Annotated in this window: 18 protein-coding genes; 8 read left to right on the top strand and 10 right to left on the bottom strand. The window is 59.2% G+C overall.

Annotated features, from left to right (window positions below):
• The first annotated feature begins 93 nt into the window (after positions 1-93).
• Positions 94-552, top strand: a complete 459-nt coding sequence (locus ABYO54_RS02630; protein WP_372806617.1) for a type II secretion system protein — start codon at positions 94-96, stop codon at positions 550-552.
• A gap of 15 nt (positions 553-567) precedes the next feature.
• Here the strand turns inward: ABYO54_RS02630 and ABYO54_RS02625 are convergent, their stop codons facing one another.
• From ABYO54_RS02625 to ABYO54_RS02615, 3 genes are read right to left on the bottom strand one after another with little or no spacing between them, the layout of a single operon-like run.
• On the bottom strand, positions 568-984 hold the full coding sequence (locus tag ABYO54_RS02625; RefSeq protein ID WP_372806615.1) for a secondary thiamine-phosphate synthase enzyme YjbQ: 417 nt from the start codon (positions 982-984) through the stop codon (positions 568-570).
• 14 nt (positions 985-998) lie between these two features.
• The gene (locus ABYO54_RS02620) at positions 999-3,620 is read right to left on the bottom strand and encodes a choice-of-anchor Q domain-containing protein (protein ID WP_372806613.1); all 2,622 of its coding nucleotides are present in this window, start codon (positions 3,618-3,620) and stop codon (positions 999-1,001) included.
• Positions 3,620-4,654: a UDP-3-O-acyl-N-acetylglucosamine deacetylase gene (locus ABYO54_RS02615; RefSeq protein ID WP_372806611.1), complete on the bottom strand. Its 1,035-nt coding sequence runs from the start codon at positions 4,652-4,654 to the stop codon at positions 3,620-3,622. Before ABYO54_RS02615 ends, ABYO54_RS02620 begins: the two co-directional genes overlap by 1 nt.
• Positions 4,655-4,864: 210 nt before the next feature.
• Here ABYO54_RS02615 and murJ point away from each other — a divergent pair, with 210 nt between their 5' ends.
• From murJ to glpK, 3 genes are read left to right on the top strand one after another with little or no spacing between them, the layout of a single operon-like run.
• Positions 4,865-6,439 (top strand): murein biosynthesis integral membrane protein MurJ, encoded by a 1,575-nt coding sequence (gene murJ, locus ABYO54_RS02610; protein WP_372806609.1) that lies wholly within the window; start codon positions 4,865-4,867, stop codon positions 6,437-6,439.
• Positions 6,439-7,191, top strand: a complete 753-nt coding sequence (locus ABYO54_RS02605) for an ATP-binding protein (protein ID WP_372806607.1) — start codon at positions 6,439-6,441, stop codon at positions 7,189-7,191. The genes murJ and ABYO54_RS02605 overlap by 1 nt, the downstream gene beginning before the upstream one ends.
• Positions 7,192-7,230: 39 nt before the next feature.
• The gene (gene glpK / locus ABYO54_RS02600; RefSeq protein ID WP_372806606.1) at positions 7,231-8,718 is read left to right on the top strand and encodes a glycerol kinase GlpK; all 1,488 of its coding nucleotides are present in this window, start codon (positions 7,231-7,233) and stop codon (positions 8,716-8,718) included.
• Here glpK and ABYO54_RS02595 read toward each other — a convergent pair.
• The 6 genes from ABYO54_RS02595 to ABYO54_RS02570 form a co-directional block, all read right to left on the bottom strand.
• Complete coding sequence (locus ABYO54_RS02595) at positions 8,715-9,203, bottom strand: metallophosphoesterase (protein ID WP_372806604.1); 489 nt, start codon at positions 9,201-9,203, stop codon at positions 8,715-8,717. The two genes, glpK and ABYO54_RS02595, sit on opposite strands and share 4 nt — an antisense overlap.
• 34 nt (positions 9,204-9,237) lie before the next feature.
• Entirely contained in the window at positions 9,238-10,017 is a 780-nt protein-coding gene (locus ABYO54_RS02590; RefSeq protein ID WP_372806602.1) for a hypothetical protein, read from the bottom strand.
• 57 nt (positions 10,018-10,074) lie between these two features.
• A complete protein-coding gene (locus ABYO54_RS02585; protein ID WP_372806600.1) occupies positions 10,075-10,857 on the bottom strand; it encodes an ABC transporter permease in 783 nt (260 codons plus the stop codon).
• Positions 10,854-11,495 carry an ATP-binding cassette domain-containing protein gene (locus ABYO54_RS02580; protein WP_372806598.1) on the bottom strand — a complete coding sequence of 214 codons (642 nt, stop codon included), beginning with the start codon at positions 11,493-11,495 and terminating at the stop codon, positions 10,854-10,856. Before ABYO54_RS02580 ends, ABYO54_RS02585 begins: the two co-directional genes overlap by 4 nt.
• Before the next feature lies 1 nt (position 11,496).
• Positions 11,497-12,429 carry an AEC family transporter gene (locus ABYO54_RS02575; RefSeq protein ID WP_372806597.1) on the bottom strand — a complete coding sequence of 311 codons (933 nt, stop codon included), beginning with the start codon at positions 12,427-12,429 and terminating at the stop codon, positions 11,497-11,499.
• 262 nt (positions 12,430-12,691) lie between these two features.
• Positions 12,692-13,171, bottom strand: coding sequence for a DUF4870 domain-containing protein (locus ABYO54_RS02570; protein WP_372806595.1), 480 nt, complete (start codon positions 13,169-13,171; stop codon positions 12,692-12,694).
• 152 nt (positions 13,172-13,323) lie between these two features.
• Here ABYO54_RS02570 and surE point away from each other — a divergent pair, with 152 nt between their 5' ends.
• From surE to ABYO54_RS02550, 4 genes are all read left to right on the top strand, one after another.
• Positions 13,324-14,085, top strand: coding sequence for a 5'/3'-nucleotidase SurE (gene surE / locus ABYO54_RS02565; RefSeq protein ID WP_372806593.1), 762 nt, complete (start codon positions 13,324-13,326; stop codon positions 14,083-14,085).
• The gene (locus ABYO54_RS02560; protein ID WP_372806591.1) at positions 14,064-14,591 is read left to right on the top strand and encodes a hypothetical protein; all 528 of its coding nucleotides are present in this window, start codon (positions 14,064-14,066) and stop codon (positions 14,589-14,591) included. Before surE ends, ABYO54_RS02560 begins: the two co-directional genes overlap by 22 nt.
• A 230-nt stretch (positions 14,592-14,821) precedes the next feature.
• Positions 14,822-16,084: a putative porin gene (locus ABYO54_RS02555; RefSeq protein WP_372806590.1), complete on the top strand. Its 1,263-nt coding sequence runs from the start codon at positions 14,822-14,824 to the stop codon at positions 16,082-16,084.
• 170 nt (positions 16,085-16,254) lie between these two features.
• Positions 16,255-17,073 carry a phosphate ABC transporter substrate-binding protein gene (locus ABYO54_RS02550; RefSeq protein ID WP_372806588.1) on the top strand — a complete coding sequence of 273 codons (819 nt, stop codon included), beginning with the start codon at positions 16,255-16,257 and terminating at the stop codon, positions 17,071-17,073.
• 111 nt (positions 17,074-17,184) lie between these two features.
• On the opposite strand, the gene ABYO54_RS02545 is transcribed toward ABYO54_RS02550, so the two are convergent.
• Positions 17,185-19,498 (bottom strand): DEAD/DEAH box helicase family protein (locus ABYO54_RS02545; protein ID WP_372806586.1); only part of this gene is annotated, 2,314 nt, incomplete at its 5' end.

The raw sequence follows: 19,498 nt of genomic DNA, 5'->3' as shown, positions 1-19,498 counted from the left end.
GGTGAAAATACGAAGTTCTAGGTGATGCGCTGCACTGGCCCGCTCCTTTTTAAGGGAAGCACAATAGCACTCAAAATGCTTTAAAATTTCATTGTGCATGGACAAGACAAGAGCGGCTTCAGCCTGATAGAGATCATGATTGTATCGTCAATCATCGGTCTGCTGGCCGCGTTGAGCATCCCCGCCATGAACCATGCGGGCATCAGAACGCGCAACCGCATTTTTGCCGCCGAGATAACAGCCGCCGGGCAGGCCTTTGTCCAATACGCCCTCGACTTCGGGACCTACCCGCCCGACACCACCCCGTCCCGGATGCCCTCCGGCATGTCTGGTTACTTGCGCAATGCCGACTGGACCGAAGACACCGTGATCGGCGGCAAGTGGGATTGGGACAACGGCCAGTTTGGGGTAAGTGCCGCAGTTTCCGTGCACAGCCCCGATTGGACGACCGAACAGATGGCGAAAATCGACGGAATCATCGACGATGGCAATCTGGCAACGGGCCAGTTCCGCGCCCGCGTCTCCGGCTACATGTATATCCTGGAGGAATGATGCTTTGCGCGGGTGTTATTCCCCGATGATCTTCACCAGCGCACGCTTCTGGCGCTTGCCGTCGAGTTCGTAGTAGAAGATGGCTTCCCACGGGCCGAAATCCAGCTTGCCGTTGGTCACGGCCACCACGACTTCGCGGCCCATGATGGTGCGCTTCAGGTGGGCATCGGCGTTGTCTTCGTAGCCGTTGTGGGCATACTGGTCGTAGGGCTTTTCCGGCGCCAGTTTTTCGAGCCAGCGCTCGTAGTCGGAATGCAGCCCGCTTTCGTTATCGTTGATGAACACCGAAGCCGTGATGTGCATGGCGTTGACCAGGCAAAGCCCTTCCTTGATCCCCGACTCGCGCAGGCACTCCTCGATCTGCGGCGTGATGTGGATGATTTGGCGGCGTTGCGGCGCCTGAAACCAAAGTTCTTTCCGATACGATTTCATTTTTTCGGCTCCTCCTATTCCAACTCTACTTGTATCCGGACGAATCCCAACGGGTCCAACATATTGTTGGTCCAAGAGCCATCCGTAAAATCCACTTCCACTAGGGTATGAAAACTATCCATCAGGTTATCGGTTCCCTGCACAAAATACTTTCGTCCAGTGATCGAGGGAAACCAAGAAACCACATATCGCGTAGCGTCCCCGGCTATTCCAACACGGAAAAAGGACTCGGGATCTGACGGGAGGGTTCCTGCAACATATTCTTCCCATGTGATCATGCCGTCTTCGTCTTGATCGTCCAAGGCATCGGAATCCCCACTGAATCCATGCTCGACCATCCATTGCGTTGGCACCGCAACGGGTGTGTTGCGGGTCACGGGAAACTCAAATGCCCCTAGGTCGATCGAACCGCCGAATATTCGTGGGCTTCCCGCAAGATCCTCAACTTGGGTCGAAAAAGCTGCAATGCCGGCATCGATACAAGGGGATTCGGCAGTTAATCCATAATCCCCTGTATTCGTACTCCCGAAAATGGGGTCGTTGAAGCAGCACGCGTTCGTCACTAGCGGATTCCCCGACACGGAGTCTGGCCAAGAGATACAATTGCTTAATCTGCCCACGAAAACAGCTTCACCAGAGGTTGCTACGTTCCCGCTGAATGTGCAGTTTTGTGCGATTCCGCTTCGTTGCGCCCCACCGGCTTTCGATGCGTTTTCGACAAAAAGGCAGTTTTCGGCCCTCCCGCCGTACAGGGCGCCTCCACTATATTTCGCATAATTTCCAATCAGTACGCAGTTCAGAATTTCGGGAACACAACCGTAACAAAAAACACCACCCCCACTACTGATCGTGTAGCCGTTCTGGATAGTAAACCCATCAATGGAGCACGTTGAACTTCCCAGATCAAAACAACGGCTCGCTCCATTCCCGTCAATAATGGTGGATTCTGCCCCCGCCGCGCTTTTGATCCGAACCCCTTTCGCTACCTTAATCGCCGACCCAACCAAATAGGTTCCGTTGCCGACCATTATCACGCCGCCCAAAACCCCTTGGGCATCCACGCCGCCCTGGATCGTTCCCTTTGCAGACAACCAACTACAGCCATCGTTCTGTGCACTTCCGTGCGGCGAAACATAAACCATGCTTTCATCGCTAGAAACAACATGAACGCTTTGGGTGCAACGAGCATAACCGGCCATGGCTCCGTTCATCACCGAAAGAACAACGGCATAATCACCAGGATCTCTCCATTGATGCGATATGCGTCCAAGTATGTTTGTTGCCGAAGCTCCATCCCCAAAATCCACCATGCTTTCCGAAGCTACGCCTTGGATGACGACTTGGAACTCAATGGCGTATCCCGTCGCAAAATTGGTCGCCCCTTGTAGCGATAAGAAAACCGGCTCGCCCATCGGTTCATGCCCAACGTACTCATCGCATCCCATAGACGGAGGGATTGCCCATGCCTCCCCATCGATATCCACGTCAACGACCGACGAAGCTTGGCCGGCCGAAATGCATGGGGATGTCCCACCAATATGCGAATCCGTAACAAGCTGGGGGTTATTGGTTATGCAACCATCGACACCATGCACAACGTCCGGGGAACAACAATAAGTCGCAAGAGTCCCGTAGAGATCAGTGCCCGATAATTCGGCATAATTATGCCATAGTATGGAATTGCTGACCGTTCCCGAGCGCATTCCCCCGCCATAATGAGCTCTGTTCCCGCTAAAAGTGCACTGAGTTGCCTCTCCGCCAGACATCCCCCCGCCACCAAACAGCGCTTGATTCGCACTGAAAACAGAAGAGCTTGCTTTGCCCTGCTCGATTCCCCCGCCCGAGTTGGCCTGGTTAAACCGGAAAAAGCAACGGTTCGCCACTCCGGCGTACATCCCGCCGCCAAATCCTGCCGAATTGGCCTCAAAGCAACAATTGCTTGCCAAACCACCGGCCATTCCACCACCGTAATAAACGGTCGAGTTTTCACTAAAGGTACAGTCAAAGGCCGATCCACTCGCCCTGCCTCCCCCTCCGTCACTGGCGGTGTTGGCGATGAACGTGCAATTCCATGCCGTCCCTCCGAACTGGCCTCCCCCTTTTTGGGCTGTATTATCGCGAAAAACACAATTTCTTGCCGTCCCCATATACATCCCACCGCCATAGGTGGCTGCTCGATTGCCAACAAAAACACAATTTGTAACGACTGGTTGCGTCCCCGAACAAGCGACGCCTCCACCATTCCCGGCAATATCACTGCCTTCCGTGGTGTAGTTGGTCACTCCATTGGCAATGCAAAACCCCGAAACAACGCAAGTCGAGTTTCCAAGGATGAAACAAGAAGATGCACCATCTCCATTAACTGTGGTCGACTCAGGGCCTCCCACGCTTTCAAGGTGAATTCCATTCGTGATCACCACAGGCGTAGCCATGAAATAAATACCGTCCGCCACCCAAACGGTATCGCCATCCATTGCCAAGTCCACGCCGGCCTGGATCGTCTTCTTCGCTTGCTCCCAGCTCGACCCATCCCCCGTTCCATCGGCGGTTGCATCAACAAAGAAGCTGTCTCCAAGGCTGGCACCAACAACAAACAGAAAAACGGAACACCCGAAAACCCGTTTCCATTGATGCATCAACTCAGATCCTCCAACGGTACAAGCACTTGATTGAGATAGAGTTGCCGGACCATTTCGCAGTCGAGGCGGTGCCCGGCCTTGTAGGATTTGATCTTGCCGACGAAGCGTCCGTTTTGGATCAGGGCGATCGCGGCGAGCATATCGAGCACCGCGCGGTGCCAGACGGCCTCGAGCGGCTTGCCTTCGTGCAACAGGCGCGGTTCGTTGATGTAGCGGTTTTTCCCGGCAATGGAAACGTTTTGCTTGTTGTAGCCGAGGTTGCGGATGTCGGCGAACAACTTGCCGACCGTAGCGCAGTAGAGCATCTTGCCATACGAGGTGTTGGTGCGCGCAACCGAAGCCATGCGGGTCAGCTCTTCGCAAACCGGGAACACGATGCGCTGCTGCCCGATGGCGGTCTTGAAATTGACGGCGCAATCGACGGTCAGCTGCGGGTTTTCCAGATCGTCCGGCGGGGCAAGCGTAATGAAATCGCCGTAGGCCCCGCCCACGGTAACCGGTTCCTTGACGGTGACGTAGGATACCGGCTTGTCGCCGGTCACCTTGCCGCACTGATCGAACGCCTCGACCAGATCCAAACTCCCCTGCGCGAACAGCGGCGGATCGCCCGAGTCGATCTTGATCATCAGATTGTCGATTCCCATGCCCATGCGCAGCGAAACGATGTGCTCTACCATACGGACATAGTTGTGCGGGTTGCCGCTGCGCAGCACGATGTTGCTCACGATCTGCCCGGTGGTCCAAACATTGGAAATCCCGACGCGGATCGGCAGCGTATGCGGCAGGTCGGTGCGGTCGAGCCACCACCCCGGCTGATCCGTCGGCTCGAAGCGGATGGTCCGCATCGCCTTGCGCAGAAAGGTGCCCGGCCCCGAAACCGCCGCCGGGTTGGCGATCGTGGTTTGGTATTTGCGCAACGGCTCGACCTGCTTGTCGCTCAAATCCCAATCGACCGGAAGGTCGTTCATCTCCTTGAACGACGCTTTGATGGCGGCATCGTCGCCCTGCAATATGGTCCCTGGGTCGGTCATAAATTGAATCCGTTCTGTTTTGATCTGCTCTTTTGAATGCCATACATTTAGTTATTTCGTTCGTCCAACGCAATCAAAACCGAGGCGGTAGCGCCGCGACCAATCCAAGAATCGAGATTTCAGAATGAAGAACCAACCGGCATACGCGCCCCATGCCAAGCCCCCCCGGTCCCCCTGCCGCCTTGAACATTCCTCTTTGGAGGTTATTGCTTGAAACACAATCAGGTAATCCGTTCGGTCGGGGTGGTGGGCGGCTTTACGCTGCTCAGTCGCGGCCTCGGCATGCTCCGCGACATCTTCATCGCCTTCCACTTTGGCACGTCGCTGCTCGCTTCCGCCTTTTTCGTGGCGTTCACGATCCCGAACCTCTTCCGCCGGCTCTTCGGCGAAGGGGCGCTCTCGGCCGCCTTCATCCCCGTCTTCATCGAAACCCGAACGAAACAGGGCGACAAGGCCGCGTGGGACATGGCCGCAAAGGTTGCCACCCTCACCGCCGCCTTCCTCACCCTGATCGCCCTCATCGGCGTCCTGCTCTTCTCGGTCGGGATCGGACTGCCCGACTGCACCGAGAAATGGCAGGTCACCTTCGAGCTGGCGCGGATCATGTTTCCCTACGTCCTGCTCATCTGCATGGCGGCCCTTTCCATGGCGGTGCTCAACTCGTACCAACACTTCGCCACCTCGGCCTTTGCCCCGAGCCTGCTCAACCTGATCCTGATTGTCGTGATGCTGGCCGTGTTCCCGCTGGTTGGCCAGGACCCCGCCTCGCGGGCAACCGTGCTGGCCTGGGGCGTACTGCTGGCCGGGGCCGCGCAGGTCGCCATCCAGCTTCCCGCGCTCAAGCGCTTCGGCTGCCCCTTTCGGTGTTCCTGCCAGTGGAACGATCCGCGCGTCCGCCAAATGCTGTTGCTGATGGGGCCGGCGGCGCTCGGGATGGCCGTCACCCAGTTCAACGTCCTGATCGACCGCCTGCTCGCGATGTGGATCGGCCCGTGGGCCCCCGCCGCCCTGTTCTACAGCGAACGGATGATCTACTTCCCGCTTGGCATCATTGCCACCGCCATGGGCACCGTGTTGCTACCGACGTTCTCCGCGCATGCGGCCAAAGGCGAAAACGATGCCATGGGCGCCACCATCACCTCCTCCCTGCGCCACCTCGCCTTCATCATGACGCCCGCCGCAGTCGGCCTGCTCGTCCTGGCGCCGAATATCCTCGGCGCCATTTTCGAATGGGGCGGAAGCTTCGGGGCCGACTCCACCCGGCTCAGCGCCCGGGCCCTCATGTTCTATGCCCCCGGGCTCGTCGTCTTCAGCGCCGCCAAGGTGTTCGTCCCGGCTTTCTATGCCCTGCAGGACACCAAGACGCCCGTCCGCATCGGCGTCTACACCGTGGTACTCAACCTGACCCTGAACATCGTGTTCATTCTCACGCTGCCCGAATATTGGAAACATGCCGGCATGGCCCTTTCGACCGTTGCCGCCGAAGCCATGGGCATGACCGCGCTCGGCTTCCTGCTGTCGCGGAAGATCGAACGGATCCAATGGGAAGCCATTGCCGGAAGCTTCGTCCGCTACCTCGCCTGCGCGCTCATGATGGGGGCCGCCGCCTGGGCGGTGGCGCGCTATTCGGAACCCCTGCTCGGCACCCTTTTGCCAGCCAAGTTCGCCCAGCTCTCCGCCGTTGCCCTCGCCGTCGCCGCCGGCGGCACCGCCTATCTCCTGCTCGCCATCGCCCTCAAGGCCCCCGAACTGCGGGAAATCAAGTCGGCCATCCGGAAAAAATAATGGGCGCGCCGTACGAACAGTTATGCCGGCTTGCCGGAACGGCGGTCGTGGAATACGAGATGATCCAGGACGGCGACCGCCTGCTGGCCGGGATCAGCGGCGGAGTCGATTCGATGATGCTGATGCAGGTCCTCGCCCGCCTGCAAAAACGCGCCCCGGTCAAGTTCGACCTCTTTGCCGTGACCATCGACGAAGGTTTCGGCGGCATCGACCACGCCCCGCTCAAGGCCTATGCCGAGGAACAGGGATGGAACCTGAAGGTGATCGAAACGCCGATCGCGCGGTTGATCGTTGAAAAAGAAGCCGACAGCAAGCCGTGCGGACTCTGCTCCCGCCTGCGGCGCGGATTCATCCACGGCTATGCCGAGGAAATCGGCGCCAACAAACTCGCGCTCGGGCACCACCGCGACGATCTGTGCGTCAGCCTGCTGATGGGCCTCTTCCGCGGCACCGGGCTCAAGACGATGGGCCCGAACGTGCCGGGCAACGGCGGCAAGCTACGCGTCATCCGGCCGCTCTGCCATGCCCCGAAGGACTTGATCGAAACCTGCGCCGAGGCCTACGGGTTCCCCGTCCTGGGCCAATGCGACTATTCCGAACGGCTCGACGAATCCGGCGACCGCGCGCGGATCGAACGCCTGCTCAAGGAACTGGAAACCGACTTCCCGAACCTCGGGAAAAGCATGCTCCACTCGATGAAAGACGTCCGCCCCGGCTACCTGCTCGACAAGCGCTATCTTGGCCTTAAATAGTTCTTCAAATCGCTCGGCCGGGCCCTATACTGCCGCTCTATGGAATGCGTATTGGCATTGGATCAGGGAACGACGAGCTCGCGAGCGATCTTGTTCGATCATTCCGGCAACGTGCGCGGGGTTGCGCAGCGCGAATTCAAGCAATATTATCCGCAGCCCGGCTGGGTGGAACACGACCCGGAGGAGATCTGGCAGACGCAGCAGCAAACGGCCCTGCAAGCGATGCACCATGCCGGCATGCACGCGGAAAACATCCAGGCCATCGGCATCGCCAACCAGCGCGAAACCACCGTGGTCTGGAACCGCAAAACCGGCGAACCCATCCACAATGCCATCGTCTGGCTGGACCGCCGAACGGCGGACATCTGCGCCAAACTGAAGGCCGACGGCACCGAAGCGCTGTTCCAGCAAAAGACGGGGCTCAGGCTCGACCCCTACTTTTCCGGGACGAAGATCAAGTGGATGCTCGACCACATCGATGGTGCGCGCGCCCAGGCCGAACGCGGCGAGTTGGCGTTCGGCACAATCGATTCCTGGCTGATGTGGAAGCTGACCCACGGTTCGCGGCACCTCACCGACGTCACCAATGCCTCGCGCACCCTGCTGTTCAACATCCACTCGCTGGAATGGGACGACGAGTTGCTGGAGATCCTCGGCATCCCGCGCAGCATGATGCCCGAGGTTTGCCCGTCGAGCCAATCCTACGGCGCGGTCGACCGCTTCCTGTGCGAATGCGGCTGCACGATTTCCGGCATCGCGGGCGATCAGCATGCCGCCTTGTTCGGGCAGGCCTGTTACGAACCGGGCTCGTCGAAAAACACCTATGGCACCGGATGCTTCCTGCTGATGAACACCGGCACCCAACCCGTCGCCTCCGCCAACCAATTGCTGACGACCGTGGCCTGGAAGCTGGGCAACACCGTCAACTATGCGCTGGAGGGCAGCGTCTTCATCGGAGGCGCCGTCGTCCAATGGTTGCGCGACGAGCTGGGGATCATCGAACACTCCTCCGACATCCGGCAGTTGGCGGCGCAGGTCCCCGATACGGGCGGCGTCTACCTGGTGCCCGCCTTCGCCGGGCTCGGCGCGCCGCACTGGGACCCGCATGCGCGCGGGACCATCGTTGGCCTCTCCCGCGGAACGGGCCGCGCCCACATTGCCCGGGCGGCGCAGGAAGCCATCTGCTTCCAGTCCATGGAGGTGTTGCGTGCGATGGAGAAGGATGCGGCCCAACCGATGGAATCTTTGCGGGTCGATGGCGGCGCAACGGCGGACGACCTCCTGTTGCAGATCCAGGCCGATCTGCTGCAGGTTCCGGTGGAACGCCCCAAGATGGTCGAAACCACCGCGTTCGGGGCCGCCGCGCTGGCGGGGCTGGCCGTCGGCTTCTGGGATGGCCTCGACGCCATTGCGGCCGTCCGCGAAATCGACCGCGTGTTCGAACCGCAGATCTCCGCCGACGAAGCGGATGCGCGTTTCGCCCAATGGCTCAAGGCGGTCGAACGCAGCAAGGGTTGGACCCACTAAATCCGCACCTTTTGCAGCGTTCCCGAACCGGGATCGAGCACCGCACAGGTGCAAGGCGTTCCCCGCCCCGCCGTGCCGGGATTGATGCAACGCGTTTCCCCTACGGCATAATCGTGGAATTCATGCGAGTGGCCGGAAAAGACAAAGTCAAAATCCCTCGATGCCACCGCTTGGTCGAACCGCCGGGCATCATCGCCGTGCAACAGCGCAATGCGGTAGCCCGCCAACGCGATGTCGCCGAACGTTCCATGCAGATTAATTCCCTGCCGGTCCGGGGCAAACCGCCACGAATCCGCATAGGCATCGACGTTGCCGAGCACGGCATGAACGGGCACCCGCAAAACCGAGAGCTTTTCCAGCACCTCGAACGCGCCGATGTCGCCGCAATGGAAGATCGCCGAAACGCCCGCCGCACGGAACGCCTCCACCGCGCCCTGGGTGGCGGGCAGGTTGCCGTGGGTATCGGAAAGGATTCCAATCTTCATGCGCGTCTTTCCCTCCGAGGCCGGCCCGGCAACTTTAGCGGCCGCCGCCGGCCGGCCCGCGCCCGCCGCCTTGCCCGCCGCGGCCGTCCGGCATCTGAAGCGAAGTGGCGGAAATGATCTCTTCGGCATGGGCGGCAAAAACGTCGGCATCTTCGCCTTCGTAGCCCAGCTCGAAGCCGAGTTGCTTGAACATGGCGGTGCGCTCCAGATCCAGCAGCGGCCGGACTTCGCGCATCTCGATGAAAAGCTCGCGCATGGCTTCGCGGTCGGGAGCGGCTTCGGGATCCTGGAATTTTGCGCTCAGCTCCCAGATGTTGGCCATTTTGGTTACCAGGCGTTCGTGGTTGGCGCGTTCCTGCTCGGTCATGCCCGAGGTGTCGAGATCCAGGAAGGTGGCGGTGCGTTCGGCCAGGCCATAGCGCATCATCTGCTGGGCCTCCTCCCTGCGCCGGATCATTTCGGCATAGCCTTCCGGATCTTCCGCCTTCATGTTGGCCATGCGGTCCTCGAACGATTCGCGGGACGGGCGGCTTCTTTGCTGCGGATCGGCCGCTTCGTCATCGCGCGGGCCGCGCGGGGCTGTGCTATGCTCCACCAGGGCCACCGCGTTGGTGGCGGGCGGTTCGCCGGGGGTGTAGATCGGGGTGCCGACACCGGGAACAAACGCCTTCATCCGGGCAATCTGCGCCCGCAACGCGTGGAGTTCCTTCGCGGATTTCCGGGCTTTCGCCTGCGAAGCAACGGCCGACACAATGCACGCCAACGCAACAACCAGCGCCGCTCCGGTGATAGATACCGGCAGTTTTTTATTCATATCCCTCTCCGTTCGGGTCGGCGGAAAACGCGACCCACTTGCAAGACAATGCAATGTTTATTGGAAGACATCAAGCCTTAGACGCTGATGGTCATCGAACGCAACGGGGAGGCTCAGCAGGATGTTGACGATGGCGGCAATGACCATGGCGGTGAAGATGCAAAGCATGATGCCGACCTGGTATTTGATCGCGGCCATCGGCATGGCGCCGCCGAGGATTTGCCCGGTCATCATGCCGGGGAGCGAAACGATGCCCATGGTGGCCATCGTGGAAATGGACGGATTGACGCAGCCCTTGATCGAGGTGCGCAGATAGGGGAAGACCGCCTCGCGCAGGGTGGCGCCGAGCATGAGGTAGGTGATGAATTCCTGCTCGTTCTTGCGGATGCCGCTGTAGAAACGCTCCAGGCTCAGCACGTTGCTGCGCTGGCAGTTGCCGAGGATCATGCCGATGATCGGGATCATGTAGCGCGCGTCGTAGAAGGGCTCGGGCCGGATGGCGACGAGAATGAACCAGCCGCTCACCACCAGCGTACTGGTGGCCACGCCCGTCAGCGAGCGCCAGAAAAACAGCCGTCGCTTCAGGCCCGCCTTGCCGAGGATGCTGACATTGGCCGCCACCATCATGACGACGACCCACAGCAGGTTGACCCAGCCATTGTTCAGCACGAAAATATATTTCAGGTAGAGCCCGACCAGCAGGAGTTGCACCGTCATGCGGAGCGCCGAAAAAATCGTTTCGCGCACGAGGCCGATGCCGAGATAGATGAAGACGCCGATCGGAATCAGCAGCAGCGCAAACATCGAAAGCATGGAGGGCATGTCCACTTCCACAATCATGCGCTCTCCTCCGTCAGCCGGTGGTTCTCGATGCCGATCACGCGGTTGCATTTTGCGATCCAGTCGGGATCGTGCGAGACGGACAACAAGGTGATACCCGGCCGGAAAAGCCGCTCCATCACGGCGGCCTTGCTTTCCGGATCGAGGGCGGAGGTGACCTCATCCGCCAAAAAGATGTCTTTGCCTAGCAGCAAGGCACGGGCCAGGGCGATGCGTTGCTTTTCGCCGCCGGAAATCCGTTTGGAGGGCTTGTCGAGAATCTCTTCGCCGAGGTGCAGGTCGTGCAGCGCTTCGAGCACGCGGTCGTCCGGCGGACGGTTGCCGCGGTGGGTCTTGAAGGAGAACGGCAGCAGCAAGGCTTCGCGAACCGTGTCCGCGCCCAAGACGGGCTCCTGGCCAATGAACGCGATGCGGCCTCTGATTCCGCCGATGGTTTCGGCGGAGAGCTCCTGCCCATCGACCGCGATGGAACCGCTCGCGAGGGGAAGGATGCCGACGGCACTCTTGAGCAGCGAGCTCTTGCCGCAGCCCGACGGGCCGCGGATCACCGCCTTTTCGCCGAGGGCAATCGATAGGTCCGCCCCATCCAGCAACGTTTGCCGGTGGACGTGCAGGGATATGTTTTTGAAGACGATCATATTAAAGGCCAATGGCGATGATGATAGGGATGGTGATGGCCGAGAGCAAGGTGCTGACGGCAATGATTCGTCCGGCCAGCGTGGCGTCGTTGCCCATCACGTCGGCCATGACATACGACATGCCCGCCGCCGGGCAGCCGAGGTAGAAGATCGCAATCATTTTTCCGGTCAGGTCGAGCTGGAAAAGCCCGGCCAGCAAAAACCCCAGCGCCGGGGCGGCGACCACCTTGATCAGCGATGCGATCAGCGACGGGGACGCGGCCCCTCTCAAGCGCTCGAACGCCAGTCCGGCGCCGATGCCCATCAGCACCAGCGGCAGCGCCGACTTGCCCAGGGCCTCGAGCGATCGGGCCAGGAAGACCGGCAACCCGATGCCCAGCAGGTTGAGGGCAATGCCCAGCAAACACGCCATCAGCAGCGGGTTCTTCACCATCTGCAGCAAAAAGGTGGCAACGGATTCGCCGGCACCGTGTTTGTTTTTGCCATAGTGCAGCAAGACGCCGACGCTCAGCACGTTGAAGATGACCACGACCGGGGCCAGCACCACCGTACCCAAGGTATGCGCCTCGGGATTTGCCTCCGCCAGGCTGTAGACGATGACGGGGAGCCCCACGAACGCCCCGTTGCCGCGAAACGCCCCCTGGATAAACGCCCCCTTGGTCGGCGCGGGCAGTTTCAGCATGCGCGCAACGACCCAGGCAAGGGCGAGACTCAGCAACGTGGCCGCGGCAAACAACGCCACGATGCGCGAGATGGTTCCGAACTCCAGCTTGGCCGAGCTAATGCTGCCGATCAGCAAGCACGGCAACGCCAGCCAAAAGACAAACCGGTTCAGGCTTTTGAAAAACGCCTCCGGGAAGAAACCGCTCTTCTGCAAAACCTTTCCCAATGCGATCAGCAGGAAGATCGGTGCGATGCTGTTGATGATAAACATGCGCGCAAAGGTATGCCCATCGGGCCACGGGATGCAAGTTCGCGGGAGGCCCTACTGCAGCGCATCACCTAGAACTTCGTTTTTTCACCACAGAGGGCACTGAGACACAGAGGCTCATATATACATATCCCCTCTGAGCTCTGTGACCTCTAGCGAAGCGGGTGGTTGAAAATCATCCGAAAGCTCGAGGTTTCCCGTGTACTACTGCGCGAGGGAACGCTGCGCGCGGATATCCGACTTGTTTTAACGGAAGGACGCGCGACTAAAGGAACCGCAGGTTGCCGGGATAGTCCCAGACCTCTCCGGAGCTGGCCTTGACGGCGCCGACGATCGGATAGACGAACGCGACGATCCCCAGGACGATCAACAGCGGGATGCCGATCAGCACAAAGCAGAGCAACGTGAAGAGGATTCCGTAGATCAACTGGGAGATGATCCAGTTGATGACGATCCGGCCATGGCGGTCGATCGTCTCCGAATCGTTGCGCTTGATGAGCCAAAGGCAGATCGGCAGGAGCCAACCGCCGAGGGGAATGAGGTAGCCGCCGAACTGCGACAGGTGGATGAGGACGCCCCAAACGGACTCGTCGGACGAAAGATCGCCGACGGCCTGCTTGAATTTTTGCCCGGAGCTTTGGTACTTGGCGAGCAGGGCATCCTTGGCTTTGACAAACTCCTCGTCCGTCAGCGTCCCGTTGTTGTACATCGCGTCGAGCTTTTCCAGTTCTTCGATCAAATCCATGGCAACCGTCCTCGTTGGCGGTGTTTATAATACGGGAAGGGCCGGAACGTCATTATAAAGTCGACAAAGGTTTGCATTGCGGCCGCCCGCCCATCCATTCGCAAGATTCCTTTGCCATTGATGTTTTGCCAAGGCCCCGCCATATTGGCCGGATGAAAATCCTACTTTGCAACGACGACGGCATCCACGCGCGAGGGATCGCGGAACTCTACAAGTCCATCGGCCACCTCGGCGAGCTGCACGTGTGCGCCCCCGACACCGAACGCAGCGCGGCCGGGCACGCCATTACGCTGACCGATCCCATCAAATCCATCTCGGTCGAAAAGGACGACCAGCACTTCGGGACCGCCGTCGGCGGCACCCCGGCCGACTGCATCAAGCTGGCCCTTTGCCTGCTGCACCGGGACGACCCGCCGGACCTCGTGGTCAGCGGCATCAACCTCGGCTCCAACACGGGGATCAGCGTACTCTATTCCGGCACGGTGTCCGCCGCCAGCGAGGCGGTCATCATCGGGGTGCCCGCCATTGCGCTCTCGCTGTGCACCTTCCAGAACCCGCACTGGGAAACCGCCGCCAAGGTGGCCGCGGACATCGTGGCGAAGGTGGCGCGCAATCCCCTGCCCGACGGCACCCTGCTCAACGTCAACATTCCGAACGTACCGCTCTCCGAACTGCGGGGGATGAAGGCCGCCCGCATGGGCCGCTCCCGCTTCGTGGAAAAGTTTTCCACCCACCTCGACCCGCGCGGCAACAAATACTACTGGCTCGACGGCGAGCTCGATCTGCTCGACGACTCGGCCGACACCGACGTGCGCGTCGTTCAATCCGGCTATGTGGCCCTCACCCCGATCCAGATCGAGATGACGGCGTTCCAGTCCATGGAACAGGTCGCGTGCTGGAACGAGGAGTATTGACCATGGGCCTGTTCGGGAAAAAGTTCACCATCGTGGTGGCGTGCAAGGCGAACATCACGCGCAGTGCCTACCTGCACGGCTATATGGAGCAATACCTGAAGTCGAACTATCCGTATGCGCGAAAGAAGGTTCGGATCCTTTCGGCGGGCGTACGGGCGCGCCAGGGCAGTTCGGCCAGCCAGGTGGTCAAGCATGTGGCGCGCACGAAAGGGTTCAGCCTGAACGGGCACCAATCCGATCCCTTTACCCCGAGACTGGTGAACAAGGCCGATGTCGTTTTGGTGATGGAGCAGTGGCAGAAGGACGAGTTGCTCGAACGGTTCCCGAAGGCCGGCGGCAAGATTTTCCGGATGATGGAATACCTATGGAAGGGCGAGGAAAAGGAAATCCGCGACATTCCCGACCCCACGGGACAAAACCTGGCCGACTACGAGGAGTTCATCGAGGTTGCCCATTCGGAGGTGGAGCGCATCTTCCGCGAACTCGGCCGCGAAGGGATCATCTGACCCCCAACCACTTTCCCATGAATTACCAATCCCTAACCACGCCCTCATATTGCGCTAACATTCCCGACTGACCATATCCTCACATTTCGGAAACAAGGGAGTCGTTTTGAAAACAGTCCCCAAACAATCCAGCCAAAACAGGGCCAAGGCCGGGCACTTCCGAAAGGCGAAGGGGATTTCCTGCGTTGGAAATATTTTTGCCGAACACAACCTGAATGGAGGATGAACCGATGAAAAAGAATTTTGTTTATGGCATCGTTTTGGGAATCGCGGCTTCGGCCCTGCCCGGCTTCGCGGCCGAGGAGGTCGATGAAACAACCGCGCTGCGCGAACAGGTGCGCCTGCAGCAACAGCAACTCGAGGCGATCGGCAAGCGGCTGGACGAAATCGAAACCGCCCCCGCAGCCGAGAAAAGCTGGGCCGACCACATCGCGATCAAGGGCGACATCCGCGCCCGCTTCGAGAACGTCGGGATCGATGACACCACGACCAAATCCCGTCTGCGCGCCCGCGCCCGCATCGGCGTCTATGCCGACGTGAACGACCGGGTGTTCGCGGGGGCCCGCCTGGCGACCGGATCGGACGAAAGCCCAACGTCCACCAACCAGAGCCTCGAGGATTTCGCCAACAAACGCGCGGTCTGGCTCGACCTCATGTACATGGGCTACACCTTCGAAAAGATCGACGGCCTCCAGGCGGTTGTCGGCAAAATGAAGCAGCCCTGGGAACAGGTTTCCGACCTGATGTACGACTCGGACGTCAATCCCGAAGGCCTCAACTTCGGCTACGAAAAGGAGTTCGACGCCTTTACGCTAATCGCCAATCTGGGCTACTTCAGTTGGCAGGACAAGGTTTCCGACAACCCGGCAACCGACGCCATCATGGGCGCGGGCCAATTGGCCGCCAAAGTCGACCTTGGCGAGCACCTCACCTGGACCCTCGGCGGCGGCGCCTTCGTCTACGACAACATCGCCGGAACCGAGATCCCGGTCTCGGAATCCGACAACGGCACGACCACCATCACCGACGACAACGGCGATGCGCAGACCGTTCAGATCGTAAAAACCAAGACCCTGAGCAACGGCAACACCGAAGACGGAAACGGAAACTGGCAGTATGGCTACGGATTGATCGAAGGTTTCACGAAGCTCGACATCAAGAATGGCGTGGTGCCCTTCTACCTCTATGGCGACTATATCGTCAACGCGGCCGACGGCGTCGATGAAGACACCGCCTGGCTGGTTGGCGCCGGCCTCAAGTACAAAAAGCTCGGCTTCAACTACAACTACCGCGACCTCGAAGCCGACGCGGTGATCGGCTTGCTCGCCGACAGCGACTTCTCGGGCGGCGGCACGGGCGGCAAGGGCCACAAGTTCCAGCTGAAATACGCGCTGCTCAAGAACTGGTCCGCCGGCCTGACCTACTTCATCACCGAAAACCGCAGTGCGGCGGATGTCAACACCTTCCTGGCCGACCTCGCCGTTAAATTCTAACAAAACGGAAACGGGCACCCTCGGGGTGCCCGCTTTTTTTGCCAAAACCGCGCTGTTTCTAACGCCGCTTTAACACTTTGGACACAAACTCCTAACCGCATCCCCGCAATTTAAACAGCACATTAACGGACGACCGTTAGGACTACAGAATCAACCCCGGAGAAATTCCCATGAAAAAACAGATCCTCGCAATCACCGCGGCGGCAGCCGTAGCAGGCGCCGCCGGCGCCGCCGACAAGATCGTCATCGACGGCTCGACCACCGTGGGCCCCATCGCCAAGGCGTTCGCCGAATACTACATGGCCGCCAACCCCTCCGTGAACATCACCGTCTCCGAATCCGGCAGCGGCAACGGCGCCAAGAGCATGGTCAACGGCACCTGCGATGTCGCCGCCATGTCGCGCCCGATGAAGGACACCGAATTCAAGGCCGCGGCCGACAAAGGCATCCAGCCCGTCGCCCACGTGGTGGCGCTCGACGGTCTGCCGATCCTCGTCCACCCGTCCAACCCCGTTCAGGCGCTGACGGTGGAGCAGGTGCGCAACATCTTCCTCGGCAAGATCTCCAACTGGAAGGACGTCGGCGGGCCCGACAAGGCGATCGTGACCATCTCGCGCGACACCAACTCCGGCACCTACGAAACCTTCGAAGGGCTCGTGATGAACAAACAGAAGATCCACGAGAACTGCGAATACGTCGGCTCCAACGGCGCCATCCGCCAGCGCGTGCAGAGCACCCCGGCCGCCATCGGTTATGCCGGGCTCGGCTTCGTCGACAAAACCGTCAAGGCGCTCAAGATCAATGGCATCTACCCGTCCGCCGAAACCGTGCAGACCGGCGAATACCCGATCGCCCGTCCGCTGTTCATGTACACCAACGGCTACCCGAAGCTCGGCTCCCCGCTCTACCGCTTCGTCACCATCCACCTGACCGAAGACGGGCAGGAAATGGTCGAGGAAATCGGCTTCGTTCCGGTGACCGCATATTAGTAAAACGTCAGGCGTGACGACTGAGGCGTGACGATTGAGGCGTGACCGACGGGTCGCGCCTTTATTTGGGAAGAGCGGGCGACAGGGAATTCGTCCGCATCGGAACTCAACTCACTCAACCGCCACCACAGTATTATACAGCCCATAATGAGTTAGGCCCTCGTGACTCTCGATTCCCGTGTAGCGGAGCGATGCGTCTTCATACCGCCGGAAAGCGAAGACGGCCTGGTTCATCTGTTCGGTGTTAAACACCCGAAGTCTCACAAGCAGGTGGAAGTCCTGAACGGTCAGGCCGGTAACCGTCTGAAAAAGTTCCGGCTCTAATTTGGTGATTACGTCCTGCAGGGTGTTCTCGCGGAAATCAGTGAGGTACATGAACGCCGGAATACGCGTTGCAAACTTGATCAGCTTTTCCTGGATAAGCTTGCGCTTGGACTTATATTCCTTTTCCTCCGCCGTCAGCTCTTTTTTCTCCTGTGGTGTCAGGGTGCCGTCTTTCGCTTTGTTCTTGAGCTCTTTGACCTTTTCACTCTTGTTGATGATGGTCTCAATGATGTTATCACCCAGCGCTCTCCAACCCTCAATGCGCCCAACGGCAGCCATTGCCTCCTCGCTATCGAGAATGCGGCGCAAGGTTCCATTATCCACGTTGACAAGCAGTGCGCTCTCCCATTTGCGGGCCAACAATGTGGCGGAAGTCCCCGCCATTGCAATATCGAGGATGCCCCCTGCGTCAATCTGCGTCATATTCGCACCGTCGTAGGCCAGCACGGGGAGGAACGATACGAGATCCCGCACGGCATTTTCCGGATTCGGCTCGCTGGGCGACAAACCGATTCCATATTCGGAAAGCTGCCGTAGTGCGCGCGTGGGCGCGAAGTCGAACACAAAACAGGCCGGCTTGAGAATTTCTTCTTCATTCGGATTATCACCGTTGGGGTTCTTGATAGACCACGGCGACTGCACACGAAATGCAGCTTGAAAGTAGGTCTCCGGCGATTTGAGATTGCGAAGCATCAGGATGGATGACCATTGCGGAACCGTCACGCCGGTAGTGAGCTTGCCGCACGACAACACGATTGTTTTCGTCTCAAACCCACTTCCTACGGCTTTGCGCACGGGCGGTAGCGCATCCAGCCCAATACCAGCCGAGGCCCCCGCAGAAACGACAACGTCGTAGTCATGCCAAAAGGTATTTTGCTTTTCAGCCAGCAGATTCGCCATCGCATGGCAGGCCGCAACATTCGGCATAAACCAGAACGAATGCTGAAGGTACGGCAGGAGGCGCACATCCGAATAAGGGAATGGAGGGCGAGTCCCCGTCTTCAAATGTTCGATCGACTTGGGCGCATACCCGCCGCGAATAATATCCAGCCACTTCTGGACATCATTCTTGTGTTTGAACTGCGCCAGCAGTTCCTTTCCGGACGCTTCAAAAAAAACATTCAAATCGAACTCACCCGAACTTGCGATGGCCAAAAGCTCGTCCGGCATTTGATAGGTCAGCAGACGCATTTGAGGCAAAGCACCGTAGGGATTTCGAGCACGTGGATTTTGCTTTGAAAACTCTTCCTTGGCCCGCTGCTCATCGGTGTAGGTCCAGTTAAAGATTTGTTCTTCAATGAATTCGCCTGTGGCCAACGCCTTAAAAGGCGTACCGGAGAGATAGAGATAGGCTTTTGTTGTGATGGGAAGAAACTCAATTTCCTTCTCCGCAAGTTCGCTCAGATCCTCGTTCACATTTTCGAGGCCGGGCGCGTACTCCAGCTTGGCCTCCTCTTTAGCAACCGAACCCTCCTCCCCCTCGAAAAGCTCTTTGGCCGTCTCCCGCCACGCACCAAAATGATATTCATCGAACACCACGAGATCCCAATTCACGACATGAAGCCATTCGTTCTTCGGTTTGATGTTACCCGCCTTGTCTCGGCCAAGCAGATCCTGAAAAGAGCCGAAATAGACGACCGGTTTCCTGTGGTCAATCTGTGTTGGGTCACTGTCGGTCGAACGCGAAAGGTACTGCCACCCGTCAAAATCAACATGGGACTCCAAATCCGTTTGCCAAGCATCCTCCACGGCAGGTTTGAAAGTCACCACCAACACCCGTTTTGCTCCGAGTTTTTTTGCCAACTGGTAGGCGGTGAAGGTTTTGCCGAAGCGCATTTTTGCATTCCAAAGGAAGCGCGGAACCGCGTGCTTATCCTCCTGCCAGATGGAGTGAAAGTAGTCGTGCGTCTTGTCCACGGCCTCGGCTTGCTCCCGGCGCATAGCGAAGGTTTCGTGATGCGTTCCGGTGAACCGTTCCCCCGTTCGCAATTCAGCCAGCGCGGTTTTCACATCCGCAACCGAACATCGCATCCACTCCAACTCGGTATTCTCGAACCCCTTTGCGGCGAGCGCCGCGCGTAACTCGTGATCGGAGAAAATG

The sequence above is a fragment of the Pontiella sp. genome (assembly GCF_041622395.1).
Taxonomy (GTDB): domain Bacteria; phylum Verrucomicrobiota; class Kiritimatiellia; order Kiritimatiellales; family Pontiellaceae; genus Pontiella.
The sequence above is the reverse complement of the archived record's forward strand: the minus strand, read 5'-3'. Positions and strand labels throughout refer to the sequence as shown.